General features: G+C 70.1%; 10 protein-coding genes. 3 read left to right on the top strand and 7 right to left on the bottom strand.

Annotation, left to right across the window (positions count from 1 at the left end; all coding sequences use genetic code 11):
* Positions 1 to 12: 12 nt before the first annotated feature.
* Together PKE84_RS03870 and PKE84_RS03865 are read right to left on the bottom strand one after the other, a co-directional pair.
* Positions 13 to 597 carry a M15 family metallopeptidase gene (locus PKE84_RS03870; protein ID WP_271175898.1) on the bottom strand — a complete coding sequence of 195 codons (585 nt, stop codon included), beginning with the start codon at positions 595 to 597 and terminating at the stop codon, positions 13 to 15.
* Positions 598 to 693: 96 nt separating this feature from the next.
* The gene (locus PKE84_RS03865; RefSeq protein WP_271175897.1) at positions 694 to 2,940 is read right to left on the bottom strand and encodes a beta-glucosidase family protein; all 2,247 of its coding nucleotides are present in this window, start codon (positions 2,938 to 2,940) and stop codon (positions 694 to 696) included.
* Between the two features lie 254 nt (positions 2,941 to 3,194).
* Between PKE84_RS03865 and PKE84_RS03860 the strand changes: the two genes are divergently transcribed.
* Together PKE84_RS03860 and PKE84_RS03855 are read left to right on the top strand one after the other, a co-directional pair.
* Entirely contained in the window at positions 3,195 to 4,244 is a 1,050-nt protein-coding gene (locus tag PKE84_RS03860; protein ID WP_271175896.1) for a LacI family DNA-binding transcriptional regulator, read from the top strand.
* Between the two features lie 305 nt (positions 4,245 to 4,549).
* Positions 4,550 to 5,497 carry an L-lactate dehydrogenase gene (locus PKE84_RS03855; protein ID WP_271175895.1) on the top strand — a complete coding sequence of 316 codons (948 nt, stop codon included), beginning with the start codon at positions 4,550 to 4,552 and terminating at the stop codon, positions 5,495 to 5,497.
* A gap of 91 nt (positions 5,498 to 5,588) precedes the next feature.
* On the opposite strand, the gene PKE84_RS03850 is transcribed toward PKE84_RS03855, so the two are convergent.
* Positions 5,589 to 7,220, bottom strand: coding sequence for a DEAD/DEAH box helicase (locus tag PKE84_RS03850; RefSeq protein ID WP_271175894.1), 1,632 nt, complete (start codon positions 7,218 to 7,220; stop codon positions 5,589 to 5,591).
* A gap of 281 nt (positions 7,221 to 7,501) precedes the next feature.
* Between PKE84_RS03850 and PKE84_RS03845 the strand changes: the two genes are divergently transcribed.
* Positions 7,502 to 9,724 carry a HelD family protein gene (locus PKE84_RS03845; RefSeq protein ID WP_271175893.1) on the top strand — a complete coding sequence of 741 codons (2,223 nt, stop codon included), beginning with the start codon at positions 7,502 to 7,504 and terminating at the stop codon, positions 9,722 to 9,724.
* Between the two features lie 360 nt (positions 9,725 to 10,084).
* Here PKE84_RS03845 and PKE84_RS03840 read toward each other — a convergent pair whose 3' ends face one another.
* The 4 genes from PKE84_RS03840 to PKE84_RS03825 all read right to left on the bottom strand — a co-directional run bounded on the left by PKE84_RS03840 (position 10,085) and on the right by PKE84_RS03825 (position 13,205).
* On the bottom strand, positions 10,085 to 10,762 hold the full coding sequence (locus tag PKE84_RS03840) for a DUF1684 domain-containing protein (RefSeq protein WP_271175892.1): 678 nt from the start codon (positions 10,760 to 10,762) through the stop codon (positions 10,085 to 10,087).
* Positions 10,759 to 11,340 carry a hypothetical protein gene (locus PKE84_RS03835; protein ID WP_271175891.1) on the bottom strand — a complete coding sequence of 194 codons (582 nt, stop codon included), beginning with the start codon at positions 11,338 to 11,340 and terminating at the stop codon, positions 10,759 to 10,761. The genes PKE84_RS03840 and PKE84_RS03835 overlap by 4 nt, the downstream gene beginning before the upstream one ends.
* 77 nt (positions 11,341 to 11,417) lie before the next feature.
* Positions 11,418 to 12,785: an RNA polymerase sigma factor gene (locus PKE84_RS03830; RefSeq protein ID WP_271175890.1), complete on the bottom strand. Its 1,368-nt coding sequence runs from the start codon at positions 12,783 to 12,785 to the stop codon at positions 11,418 to 11,420.
* Positions 12,786 to 13,205, bottom strand: a complete 420-nt coding sequence (locus PKE84_RS03825) for a YciI family protein (RefSeq protein WP_271175889.1) — start codon at positions 13,203 to 13,205, stop codon at positions 12,786 to 12,788. It lies immediately after the preceding gene.
* Positions 13,206 to 13,398: the final 193 nt, after the last annotated feature.

The following is a 13,398-nucleotide window of genomic DNA, read 5'->3' as shown; positions in this document are numbered from 1 at the left end:
GCGCGCCGTGCGTCAGCCGGCGCTGCCGTCGGTGAGCTGTGCCGGGCAGTTTCCGTCGGCGTCGGCGGCGAGCTCGAAGTGCCAGGCCTCGTTGGCGTAGATCTGGCAGAGGCCGTACTCGGCGCCGAAGCGGTTCAGCCAGTCCATCGCGTCAGCGGTCGCGATGTCGACGGCTTCGCCGCGGACGTGCTTCGACTGGTCGCCGGGCTTCACCCAGCGTTCCGCCTCGCTCGTGCTGCCGTACTTCACGACGGCGCGGTCGAAGAGGTATTGCTGGTAGCGCTCACTGCGCCAGCCGTCGGCGATGGTGAACGTCACGTCGCGGTGGGCGGCGGATGCGGCGGCGCGATCGAGCGCGGAGCGCAGCCGGGGAACGAGCCGGGTCACCGCCGGCACGTCGTCGGTGAGCGCCACGCTCTCGCCGTCGGGGATGTAGCCATCGTCGGGCCCGAGCTGGTCGGCGCTCGACACGTGCTCGACGGGTGGTGCTGCGGTCTGTCCGGCCGCGGAAGCCGAGCATCCGGTGAGGGCTGCTGCGGTGAGGACGAGAAGGAGGGCTGCTGCGGTGCGGGCAGCGGAAAAGGCTCGGAGGGGCACGACGGGTCCTTTCGGGTACCCGTCAAGCCTCTCCGAGCCGTCCGCCCTGCGAATCGGGCGAGCGATGCATCCGCCTCGTTCGCAGGGATGATGCTGCTAGCCGGCCACCGTGAAGCTCGCCGACAGGGAGGCTGTCGACGAATCGCCCACGTGCACGCCGTAGGTTCCCGGTGCCGTCTCCCACGCGTGACTGGTTGTGTTCCAGTACGAGAGCGGCTCGTTCGCCGCCGACGGATCGATCACGACGCTCACCTTCTTGGACGCCCCCGGTGACAGGGTCACCGAGTCGAATCCGACCAGTCGCTGTCCCGGCTCGCCCGTGCTGCTCGGCAGAGTCAGGTACACCTGCGCCGGGGTCGAGCCGGCCTTCGTGCCGGTGTTCTTCACCGTGAAGCTCACCGTGATCTTACGATCCGGGTTGTTCTGAACAGCGGGTGTGATCTGCAGCTTGCTGAAGCTGAAGCCCGTGTACGAGAGGCCGAATCCGAACGGGAACAGCGGTTCGATGTTCTTGCTCTGATACCACTTGTAGCCGACGGCCAGCCCTTCGCTGTAGGCGACCTGGCGGATCGTCGTTCTGTCGGTGGCAGGCCGTGTCGGCGAACCGTTGACGAGCCCCGGATACTGCGCAGGCGTGCTGGTCGGGGTGTCCGCGAGCGACTTCGGGAACGTCATCGGGAGGTGACCCGAGAAGTTCACGTCGCCGTAGAGGAGCCGCGCGAGAGCGTTGCCCTGCTGTTCGCCCGGGTACCAGGCCTCGACGACGCCCTTGACCTGGCCGAGCCACGGCATCGCCGTCGCCGTACCCGTCTCGAGCACCGCCACCGTGTTCGCGTTCGCTGCGGCGACGGCCGAGATCAGGGCGTCACCGTTCCCGTCCAGAGACAGGTCGGCGCGGTCGGCGCCTTCGCCTTGCGTGGTGTAGCCGAACACGATCGCCACGTCGGCGGCTTTCGCGGCCGCCGCAGCGGCAGCCGGGTCGGCGCCGTTGTTGAACGTCACCGTGGCTCCCACGCTGGCAGCGCGTGCTGTGATCGCGTCGAGCGGCGCCACCACGTTCGGGCAGGCCACGGCCGGTCCGAAGTTGTGCATGGCGCACACCGTCGCCGCGCTCACTCCGTTCGTCGGTGTCGCCGAGGCGGTCGGGCCGATGATCGCGATCGTCTTCACCGACTTCTTCAGCGGCAGGATGCTGTCAGTGTTCTGCAGCAGCACCGATCCCTGTTCCGCCACCTGCCGCGCGACCGCCTTGTGGGCATCCGTCGACGACGACGTGGACGGCGTGGAGGGGAGCGGGTGGTCGAAGAGCCCCGCCTCGATGTACGCGTGCACCACCCGGAACGCGGCCTTGTCGATCTGGGCCACGGTCACGGCTCCGCTGTCGATCGCGGCGCCGATGTTGGTCGGGTTGTAGAACTTCGGAGCGTTGAGCTCCTGGTCCAGCCCCGCGTTGAGCGAGGGCGCGGTCGAGTGCACGGCACCGAAGTCGGAGACCACATAGCCGTCGAAACCGGCGGCCGACTTCAGGAGGTTGTTGAGGATGGGGTTCTCGCACGCGTACACGCCGTTGACCTGGTTGTACGAGCACATCACCCCGCTCGGCGAGCCTTCCGCGACCGCGATCTGGAACGGCAGGTTGTAGACCTCGCGCAGCGTGCGACCGTCGATGTTCGACGAACTCGTCTGGCGATCCAGCTCCTGCTCGTTGGCCACGTAGTGCTTCAGCACGGCCATCACCGGCTCGCTGGGATTGCCCTTCTGGATGCCGTTGGTCAGCGCCCCGGCCAGCGTGCCGGTCAGCAGCGAGTCCTCACCGAGATAGTCGGTCGTGCGGCCGGCGAGCGGAACGCGGCCGCTGGCGAGCCCCGGTGCGAGCAGTCCGTTCTTTCCCGAGCGGAAGGCCTCGTCCGCCTGTGTCTTGCCCTTGGTGTAGGCCAGGTCGGTGTTGAACGACGAGGCGAGCGAGAGCTGCGCGGGGAACACGGTCACTCCCGCTGGCCCGCGAACCAGATCGGGACCGTCCGCGTAGACGACGGTCGGCGTGCACGGCACCTGGGCGGGATACGTGACGCTGCCGAAGGTGGTTTGCGCAGGGGTGTTGGCGGCCTGCTCGTCGAGCCAGCGCAGCTTCTGACCGAGGGTGCTCGCGGCGAGAAGCTGGTTCGCGCGCTTCGTGGACGATTCGTGGGTGTCCATCCAGGGGCAACCGGCGGGCACCCGAGCACTGGTGGCCGACGGCGTTGCGATGGCGGGCGTGACGAGCAGGCCCGCCACCAGGGCTCCGAGCGCAGCGGCTGGTGCGACCAGCCGGAGCACTCGACGCCGATGTTGGTTCGCGATCATCTTGACTACCTCTCCATTGAGTTCGCCCGACCCGACGACGGGCGTGCGCCACGGGCGTCATCAGTTGAAACGCTTTAATCGTGGCGTTGCCGAGGCTAGACCCCCATCCGCGGGTAAAACAAGGATTGAATCCCTGGGCTTGGGGCGCTATCTTGGGTCGGTTGGCTAAAGCGCTTCAACACACGTCCCATCGCCGGACGCGCGCGCTGTGGCGCCCGAGGATCTGTGACGTCGTAGGAAGTAGAGTTCCATCCATGGCACTCGATCGCTCCACCGACGCACGGCAGGCGCGCGTCAAGTTGGAGGATGTGGCCGCCAGGGCCGGTGTGTCGGCCGGAACCGTTTCGAACGCACTGAACCACCCCGACAAGGTCGCCCCGGCTACCAGGGAGCGCGTCGTGCGTGCGATCGCGGAGTTGGGCTTCACCCCGAACGGGGCGGCGAGCGCGCTGGCCTCGGGCTCCACCAAGACGGTCGGGCTCGTCGTCGTCGACCTGATGAACTCGCTGTTCGTCGACCTGGCCCGCGGCGCCCAGCGTGCCGCGCGGGGTCTGGGATACGACCTGCAGCTCGCGGACAGTGACAACGACCTCGAGCTCGAGGCGTCGCACCTGGACTTCCTGTCGGCCGCGCGCGTCGCCGGCGTCTTGCTCGCACCGATGCACACGCCGCATGAGAGCATCGTCAAGTTGAGGCAACGCGGCAGTTCGATCGTCATGCTCAATTACGAGTCGGACACCGATCAGTTCTGCACTGTGCTCATCGACAACGAACGTGCCGGCTACATCGCCGCCCGCCATCTGATCGGTCTCGGGCGCAAACGCATCGCCTTCGTGGGTGGTCTGCACCACCTGCAGCCGGTGGCCCTGCGCCGCGCGGGTGCTCGCCGTGCCGTCGCAGAGGCCGACGGCGCCGTCGAGCTGATCGAGATCGACACGGTCGACCTCAATCCTCCCAGCGGCGCGATCGTCGGCAAAAGGCTCGTCGAGCAGCCCGAGTCCGAGCGTCCGGACGCCATCCTCGCCGTCACGGATCTGCTCGCCATGGCGATCATCAGCGAATTCACCGCGGCGCGCCTCCGGGTACCAGAAGACGTCGCCGTCATGGGATGCGACCACAACTCGGCCGCCTGGGGCGGCGCCGTGCCGCTCACCTCGGTCACGATGCGCGGACGCGAGATGGGAACGATCGGCGTCGAGCTCCTCAAACGGGAGATCAGCGAACCCGCCGAGGTCCATCTGCACCAGACGGTGACCCTGGAGCCGGCGCTTGTCGTGCGCGAGAGCACGGTCGGGCGCGGTTGAGCCGAACGATCTGGTAGTCGTGCGCCTCTGAGTCGCACGCCCGGCGCGCGTAGACAGCCCGGTTGACCTCGGGTCCGCGGTGCGCTGCCCCCTGATTCCCGCGGTATCGGATGCTCGACCATCCGTCGCGCGGGATGGTGGAGACGGCCGATCGCGTGCGGCCCCGGCGTGGCGACTCACTCGGCGGGGCGGCCGCGATCGTGCCGACCGCGACGCTGCTCACCCGGAATCGGCGAAGCGGCCGCGCCCGATCCCCTCTCTCCGGATGTCGCGCAGACGTCGTCCATTCCGATGAGAGGTTGATCATGACCGAGAACGCCCACTCGAAGCTCACGGTGGTCGGCGCCGGCAGCGTCGGTTCCAGTACGGCCTACGCCGCCCTGATCCGGCAGTCCGCTCGCACGATCGCGTTGTACGACATCCAGACAAGAAAGGTCAACGCCGAGGTCCTCGACCTCGCGCACGGCACGCAGTTCACCGGCTCCAGCGAGATCATCGGCGGCGACGACGTGGCGGTCGCGGCCGGCTCCGACGTCGTCGTGATCACGGCCGGCGCGAAGCAGGAGCCGGGACAGACGCGCCTCGACCTCGCCGCAACCAACGTCGAGATCCTCAGGACGCTGCTTCCGCAGCTGCTCGAGCAGGCACCGGATGCCACGTACATCCTCGTCACGAACCCCTGCGACGTGCTCACTGTCGTCGCGCAGCGCATCACCGGCCTCCCGGTCAACCGCGTGTTCGCCTCCGGCACCGCGCTGGACACCTCGCGGCTGCGCTGGGAGCTCGGGCGGCGGCTCGGGGTGTCGACCTCGAGCGTGCACGCGTCCATCGTCGGCGAGCACGGCGACACCGAGTTCCCGCTGTGGTCGTCCGCGACGGTCGGTTCCGTTCCTCTCCTGAACTGGCGGGGCGACTCACCGCTCACCGAGCGCGAGCTGGACTGGATCGCCGACGATGTGCGCGACGCCGCCTACACGGTGATCGAGGGTAAGGGCGCGACGAACTACGCGATCGGCCTCACCGGCGCGCGTCTTGTCGAGGCCGTGCTGAACGACGAGCACGCGATCATGCCGGTGAGCACCGTGCTCGACGAGTACCACGGGATCAGCGACGTGGCCATCTCGGTGCCGAGCATCGTCAGCGCGGCCGGCGCGTTCCCGCTGGCCGGCGTGCCCTATTCGACGAACGAGCGGCGGCTGCTCCAGGCCTCGGCAGACACCCTTTCGATCTCGCTACGACTGCTCGGCTTCTGAGGCGCCCGCCGCACATGCCGTCGCCCACTCATGCGAAAAGTGCGGTTCAGCTGAGCTGAACCGCACTTTTCACGTAAATCGTTGCGACCGACTAGCCGCGGGCGCGGCGCGAGCCGTTGCCGCGCTTGGTGCTGCCGCCGACCAGGCTGCCGACGCGCATCCCGCCGCCGTTGCCGCCGTTGCCGGCGCCGCCCGAGCGCTGACCGCCCGAGCGCTGCGCGCCCGAACCGCTCTGCGCGGGGGCACCGTGGCCCTGCGAGCCGGTTCCGTTGCCGTGAGCAGCGCCACCGCCAGCAGCGCCGCCACGACCCGTCGCCGGACGACCGGAACGGTCGCGACGCGGACGACCGGCAGCCGAGTCGGCGCGAGCGCCGTCACGGGCTGCGCCGCCATCGCGACCACCGCCGTTGCCGGCACCGCGGCCTCCGCGACCGCCGCCGGCGCTCGCACCGTCGACGCGGCCGGCGCGCTTGCGGCGCGCGTTGGCGCCCTGCGACTGTCCGCCACCGCTCTGCTGGACCGCCTCGCGGGCGACCGGCTTCACGTACGCGGCGACCTCGCCGACCAGCTTCACCACGGCAGCCGACGAGGCGTCGACAACCTGCGGCTGAGCGTCGATCGCGGCCTTGCGCAGCAGCGTCTTCACGTCGGACTTCTGGGACGTCATCATGACCGTCACCACATCGCCCGAGCTGCCGGCGCGGGCCGTGCGACCGGAACGGTGCAGGTACGCCTTGTGCTCCATGGGCGGGTCGACGTGCACGACGAGCTCCACGTTGTCGACGTGCACACCGCGGGCCGCGACATCCGTCGCCACCAGGACGCGCACATCGCCGGCGCCGAAGGCCGCGAGGTTGCGGTCACGCGCCACCTGCGAGAGGTTGCCGTGCAGGTCGACGGACGGGATGCCCGACGCCGTCAGCTGCTTCGCGAGCTTCTTGGCGTGGTGCTTGGTGCGGGTGAACAGGATGCGGCGGCCGAGGCCGGACGCGAGCTTCTCGACGAGATCCTTCTTGGCCTCGGCGGTGCCGACCTCGAAGACGTGGTGCGTCATCGCGTCGACGTGGCTCGTCGCCTCGTCGACGGAGTGCAGCACCTCGTTGTGGAGGAAGCGCTTGACGATCTTGTCGACACCGTTGTCCAGCGTCGCGGAGAACAGGAGGCGCTGGCCGCTGTTCGGCGTCTTGTCGAGGATGCGCGTGACGACGGGCAGGAACCCCAGGTCGGCCATGTGGTCCGCCTCGTCGAGCACGGTGATCTCGACAGCGTCGAGGGTGACGAAGCCCTGCTTCATCAGGTCTTCGAGGCGGCCGGGGCAAGCGACGACGATGTCGACGCCGTCCCTGAGCGCGGCGACCTGACGCTGCTGCGAGACGCCGCCGAAGATGGTGGTCGACTTCAGTCCGTACGCGTCGGCGAGCGGCTGGAGCACGGCCGAGATCTGGGTGGCGAGCTCGCGGGTCGGAGCGAGCACCAGGCCGAGCGGGCGGCCGGCCCGGCGACGTCCGCCGGCGAGCTTGCCGCCGAGACGCGCGACCATCGGCAGTGCGAAGGCGATCGTCTTACCGGATCCGGTCTTGCCGCGGCCGAGCACGTCGCGCCCGGCGAGTGTGTCGGGCAGGGTGTCGGCCTGGATCGGGAACGGCTCGGTCTTGCCGTCGGCCGTGAGCACGGCGACGAGCGGCGCGGGCACGCCGAGGGAGGAGAAAGTGGGTTCAGACAAAGGTGGTGCCTTTCCGGCATCAGGATCCCACGCATCCGTCGCCCTCGTTCGGGCGCTGCGGTCGTGGAGATGAATGGCGAAGGTGCCGTGCGGCACGATCGTTCGCCGTAGAAAGAGTTGACGCTCGCGGGGCGGTTGCCCGGCGCGGCGCGTGGTGCGTTCTGCGACGCAGGGAGTCCATCGGGGACTCGCAAGTGATACCACTCTACAGGATCGGGCTCCAAGCCTCTTTCAGGCTGGAGGAAGTAGACTGTCGGCCCGATATCGAGAGGGTGGTTTGCGTGCAGGAATCGGAACTCGAACGCGAGCGCGCCGTCGTCGCCGCCCTCTACGAACGCCTCGACGAATTGCGCTCCCAGACCGAGGACCGGCTCGATCGCGTGCGGCGGGAGAGCGTGGGAAGCAACCATCAGGCGCGCAGTGAGCGCGACGCGTTCGCGCGCCTGTACGAGGACCAGCTGGTGCAGCTCCGTGACGTGGACTCGCGGCTCGTCTTCGGTCGTCTCCTCCTCGAGAAGCCGACGGAAGACGGCACCGCGCACCGGTACATCGGCCGTGTCGGGCTGCGCGACGACGACCAGCGGTCCCTGCTGGTGGACTGGCGCGCCCAGCAGGCCAGCGCCTTCTACCAGGCGACCGCGAACGAACGGATGGGCGTGCGCGCACGCCGTCACCTGACGATGACGGGCCGCGAGGTCAGCCGTATCGACGACGAAGTCTTCGACGAGGCACTGCTCGACGGCACCGCGACGGGCGGCGAGGTCGTGCAGGGCGAGGGCGCCCTGCTCGCGGCGCTCACCGCGCAGCGCACGGGCCGGATGCACGACATCGTCGCCACCATCCAGGCGGAACAGGACCGCATCATCCGCTCCGATCTGCGCGGCGCACTCGTCGTGCAGGGCGGCCCCGGCACCGGCAAGACAGCGGTCGCACTCCACCGCGCGGCGTACCTCTTGTACGCGAACCGGCAGCGGCTGAGCAGCTCGGGCGTGCTCGTGGTCGGTCCGTCGACGGCCTTCCTGCGGTACATCGAGGCCGTTCTGCCGTCGCTCGGCGAGACCGGCGTCGTGATGTCGACGCTGGGCGAGCTGTACCCCGGTGTCGAGGCCGTCGGCGACGACGAGCCCGAGGCGGCGCGACTCAAGGGATCGGCCCAGATGGTCCGGCTGCTTTCGCGCGCGGTCCGCTCCCGGCAGAAGGTGCCGACCGAGGCGCAGACCGTCGAGATCAACGGGGAACACCTCGTCGTCGAGCCCGAGCTCATCGGCCGCGCGATCGCCCGAGCGCAGCGCAGCGGCAAGCCGCACAACCTCGCCAGGGTCTCGTTCGTCAAGCAGGCGCTGGGCGAGCTCACCGACAAGCTGGCCGCGCAGCTGCGCGCGAGCGGCTCGACCGTCGACGAGGCCGACCTAAAAGTGCTCCGCGAGGATCTGCGCACCTCGTACGACGTGCGGGTGCTCCTCAACACGGCGTGGCTGCCGCTCACCCCCGAGAAGTTCATCCAGGACCTGTACGCACGGCCGTCCTGGCTCGCAGAGCTGACACCGCGCTGGACCGCCGCCCAGCGCGCGGCCCTCGCCCGCGAGCGTTCGGCGCCGTTCACGGTGAGCGATGTGCCGCTCCTCGACGAGGCCGCCGAGCTGCTCGGCGCCTTCCCCGGCAAACCGGATGCGGGAGCACGCGAGCGGGACCGCCAGCGCAAGCGCGACCTCGAGAATGCCAAGGCGGCCATCCGGAACATGGGCGTCGAGGGGCTGGTGAGCGCCGAACAGCTCGCGAACGGCTTCGCCGAGCGCGTCGACCACGGGACGACGGCCGAACGCGCGGCGGCCGACCGCACCTGGACGTACGGTCACGTGGTCGTCGACGAGGCGCAGGAGCTCTCCGCGATGCAGTGGCGACTGCTGGTGCGGCGCTGCCCGATGAAATCGTTCACCATCGTGGGCGACATCGCCCAGGTCGCCTCGGCATCCGGCGCGACGAGCTGGCAGAGCGCGCTCACCCCCTCGTTCAAGGACGCCTGGCGTCTCGAGGAGCTCACGGTCAACTACCGCACGCCGGCGCAGATCACGCGCGAGGCGGAGCGGCTGGCCGAGGAGGCCGGCCTTCCGATCACGCCGACGCGCGCGGTGCGCGAGGGCGACTGGCCCATCCGGCGGGTGGCGGCCAACGGCTCGGGGCTCGGCGAGGCGGTGGCGGAGGCGATCGCCGTTGACCGCGAGATCGACGCCACGGGAACGGTCGCGGTGATCGTGCCGACGGCATCCGTTGCAGCGGTGGGCGCTGCCGTCGAGCGGCGGTTCGGCGGCCAGGCCGCGCGCGGTGCGGCCGGCCTCACGCGGCCGATCGCGGTGCTCACCGGCTACGAGGCGAAGGGTCTCGAGTTCGACGCGGTCGTGCTCGCCGATCCGGATGCGCTGGTCGCGGAGTCGCCGCGGGGCGCGGCCTCGCTGTACGTCGCCATGACGCGGCCGACGCAGCGCCTCACGCTCGTGTCGCGCTGACGCGCGCGGCCGCCCCGGGTCTGCTGCGGCCGGCCCCGGGTCTGCCGCGGTCGGTCTCGTAACTCCGGAAGGTCGGCCCGGATCAGCCCGGGTGTTCCGGAGTTGTGCGGGTGCGGGCGGCGTGTCACACGGAAGTTCCGGAATTGCGCGGCGGACTCTGCACGTCCGGTTCGCGAGGCTGCCCCGCGGCGGTTGTAACTCCGGATGGTCGACCCGGTTGGGGCGGGAAGTTCCGGAGTTGTGCCGGTGGGGTCGGTGTGTCGCACCGAAGTTCCGGAGTTGTGCGCGGCGGCGGCCGGCGCGGGCGGGCGGGCGGGTGCGGGCGGCGCGGCGGGTGCGCGACTAGCGGGTCGGCCGGCCTCAGCGCTCCGACGCATAGCGCTCGCCGACCGGCACCTCGACCGGCAATGTGTTTCCCGCCTGCGCGAGCGGGCACGCCCACGCGGGGTCGTACGCGCAACTCGGGTTGTAGGCGAAGTTGAAGTCGAGCACCAGCGTTGCCTCGTCGTCCGAGGTGTCCAGCCCCAGGTCCGCGCCCTTGACGGTGTCGATCAGGTAGCGACCGCCACCGTAGGTTCCGCCCGGTCTGCCGGCCAGCGCATCCTTCACGGGAACGAAGATGCCGCCGCCGTACGACGTGAGACGCCAGACGTCCAGGGTTCCGGTGAGGGGGATCCGCACCGTGCCGAGCAGTTCGAACGGAACGACGCCGTCGGTCCCCGTCTCCACGTCCATCCGCCGAGGCTCTGCCGCGGGCACGATCGGCACCTCGAAGCGCCAGTCGGGGTCGTACGGGACGACCGGGAGGCCGGTGAAGTCGTCCCGATCCTCGGGCAGCAGCGGCGTGGCCGGATGCGCGGCGAACAGGTCGTTGCGGCACGAGATCCAGTGCGTGTGGGCGGCGGCGGGGTCCGTCGCGGCCAGCCTGCGCACCGACGCGTACAGGCCGAACACCCGTCGCCGCCAGTCGGCGGTGTGCAGCGCGGTGATGCCGCGGGCGGCCATCGCCGGGGCGCCGATCTCTGCGTCGGTGGTCATCGGTCCTCCTCAGGTGCGGTGCCCGGCTGCGCGGCTCCGCGTTCGTCGGCACCGTCGTCATCGTCGGTGTCTGCTGGTGGTGGGTCGTAGGCCCAGGTCGGCGCGAGCTGGCGCAGGCGCAGGCCGCGCCACTGCCAGAACGCCCAGAGGGTGTACCAGGCGACCGGGGTGAGTGCGCCCGCACGCACGATCAGCTGGTCGCGGTACAGCGTGCGGACGCGCCCCTCCGAATCAGGACCGGCGGGATCGGGTGCGATGGCCATCCGGTGGTCGAGGTGCGGGATGGCGGCGAGCAGTCCGCCGGTTCCACCGCCGCTGTCGCGCAGGATGCGCACCTCGGGATCTCGCGCGCTCATTCGACTGAGCCGGATCGCCTGGGTTCCGACGGTGACAGCGCCGAAGGCGCGCAGCCGCACCGAGTGGTCGTCGTCGTTCCAGACCGTGGGGAACCCTTCGGTCTCCGTGGAGCGGAAGTCGAGCCAGGGGAGCGCGACCTCGCGGAATGCGGTCGGGCTCTGGAGCGCACGCCACGCTGCGTCGGGATCGCAATCCAGAACGAACTTGAGCAGCACGCGCATGGCCTCAGTCTCCCGCATTCCGGCTACGACGGCGCGGATCCGGCGACGATTCGCAGCGCGGCGTCGGCGGTAGCGCGTCAGCAGGCGGCAGCGCGCTCGAGCAGGAGCGTGCGCTCGCGCTGGTTGGAGGTGAGCGCTGCGGCCTGCTCGAACTCGTGACGCGCTTCGGTGTTGCGCCCCAGCCGCAGCAGCAGATCGGCGCGCACGCTCGGCAGCAGGTGGTACTCCGCCAGGGCGCCGTCGATGACGAGCCGGTCGACGACGTCGAGTGCCGCCTGCGGGCCGTATGCCATCGAGAGCGCGACGGCGCGATTGAGCTCGATGACGGCGGACGGATTCAGTTCGGCCAGGGCGCTGTAGAGGGCGACGATCTCTTCCCAGTCGGTCGCGTCGGCCGTCGGCGCTGTGGCATGGCAGGCCGCGATGGCCGCCTGCAGCGCGTATGGTCCGCGGCCGCGCGCGAGCTTCTCGGACCGCGCCAGCGCGGCGACGCCGCGCTGGATGAGGATGCGGTCCCAGCGCGATCGGTCTTGGTCTTGCAGGAGGACCGGTTCGCCGCTCGCCGTCGTGCGGGCGCCCAGTCGCGAGGCCTGGAACTCCATCAGAGCGACGAGCCCGTGCACCTCCGGCTCGCGCGGCGTGAGCTCGGCGAGCACACGGCCGAGGCGGAGCGCCTCCCAGCAGAGCGCGGGTCGCATCCAGTCGTCGCCGGCCGTGGCGGAGTAGCCCTCGTTGAAGATGAGGTAGACGACTTCGAGAACCGAGCTCAGCCGAGCGGGGAACTCGGAGCGGTCGGGGACCTCGAAGGGAACCCGGGCGGCTGTGAGGGTGCGCTTCGCTCGCACGATGCGCTGGGCGATGGCGGAGACCGGGGCGAGGAACGCCCTGGCGATCTCCTCGGTGGTGAGCCCGCCGAGCAGTTTGAGCGTGAGGGCCACCCGCGAGGGCTTCGTGAGCACGGGGTGGCACGAGATGAAGACGAGGCGGAGCAGGTCGTCGTCGATCGTCTCCTCGACGGCCCGGGCCGGGTCGTCGGCGCCGAGCTCTGTTTCGAGGTCGTGCGCGAGCTGGGCGTACCGATCGCCGAGCCGCTCCTGTCGTCGCCAGCCGTCGATCGCGCGCCGTTTCGCCACCGCCGTCAGCCACGCGCCGGCGTTGCGGGGGACCCCGGTGCGCGGCCATTGCTCGAGCGCCGCGACCAGCGAATCCTGCGCAAGCTCTTCGGCCACGCCGACGTCGCCGACCAGGCGGGCCAGCACGGCGATCAGCTTGCCCGACTCGATGCGCCACACGGCGTCGACCGTGCGCCGTGTCTCCTCGAGCCTCGCACTGGATACCGTGCCGGCACTGTCCGTGCCGCCGCCGGCCGCCCCGTCTCCCGCGCCGCCGCTCGCCCCGTCTCCCGCGCCGCCGGCAGCGCCGTCAGCCTCTCCGCCGCTGCTCATTCAGGCCGTGCGTGCTTCGCCGTGCTGCTCGCGCCACGCCACTTCCTTCTTGATGTATTCGTTCTCCTGATCGAACTCCGAGACATCGAACACCCGCCGCACCTCCACGCGACCGCTCGTCAGCGGGATGCGGCGAGCCCACTCGAGGGCCTCCTCCTTCGTCGCCGCCTGGATGATCCAGAAGCCGGCGATCAGTTCTTTGGTCTCGGCGAACGGGCCGTCGGTGACGGCGCGCTCGTCTCCCTCGTAGGAGATCCGCGCTCCCTCGGAGCTCGGGTGCAGTCCCTCGCCGGCGAGCAGGACGCCGGCTTTGATGAGCTCGTCGTTGTACGCACCCATCCGCGCGAGTTCATCATCGGAGGGAGCTCCTGGTGCGTTCTCGGTCTGCTCGTCAGCGTTGAGAATGAGCATGTACTTCATCGTGATCGTCTCCTTGTGGTGGCGAGGACCGAACCGCCCTCTGCCTACACGTCGAACGGGAATCGCCGTTTTCGACACGGGCGGCCGATCGGCGTCGATCCGGCGGCTCCGTTCGTCAGTGACCAGTCTGGCCGCGGCGGCCGTGACCGTCGAGGTCGCCGGACGGATTGTGGACGGATCGCCGCGGCACGAC

The sequence above is a fragment of the Leifsonia poae genome (genome assembly GCF_027921845.1).
In the GTDB taxonomy this organism is placed as follows: Bacteria; Actinomycetota; Actinomycetes; order Actinomycetales; family Microbacteriaceae; genus Leifsonia; species Leifsonia poae.
Note: the sequence above shows the minus strand (reverse complement) of the source record. Positions and strands in the feature narration are given on the sequence as shown.

Coding starts and splice junctions, on each gene's coding strand:
- PKE84_RS03865 (WP_271175897.1), bottom strand. CDS start 2,940: ATGATCGCGAACCAACATCGGCGTCGAGTGCTCCGGCTGGTCGCACCA.
- PKE84_RS03860 (WP_271175896.1), top strand. CDS start 3,195: ATGGCACTCGATCGCTCCACCGACGCACGGCAGGCGCGCGTCAAGTTG.
- PKE84_RS03855 (WP_271175895.1), top strand. CDS start 4,550: ATGACCGAGAACGCCCACTCGAAGCTCACGGTGGTCGGCGCCGGCAGC.
- PKE84_RS03840 (WP_271175892.1), bottom strand. CDS start 10,762: ATGACCACCGACGCAGAGATCGGCGCCCCGGCGATGGCCGCCCGCGGC.
- PKE84_RS03835 (WP_271175891.1), bottom strand. CDS start 11,340: ATGCGCGTGCTGCTCAAGTTCGTTCTGGATTGCGATCCCGACGCAGCG.
- PKE84_RS03830 (WP_271175890.1), bottom strand. CDS start 12,785: ATGAGCAGCGGCGGAGAGGCTGACGGCGCTGCCGGCGGCGCGGGAGAC.
- PKE84_RS03825 (WP_271175889.1), bottom strand. CDS start 13,205: ATGAAGTACATGCTCATTCTCAACGCTGACGAGCAGACCGAGAACGCA.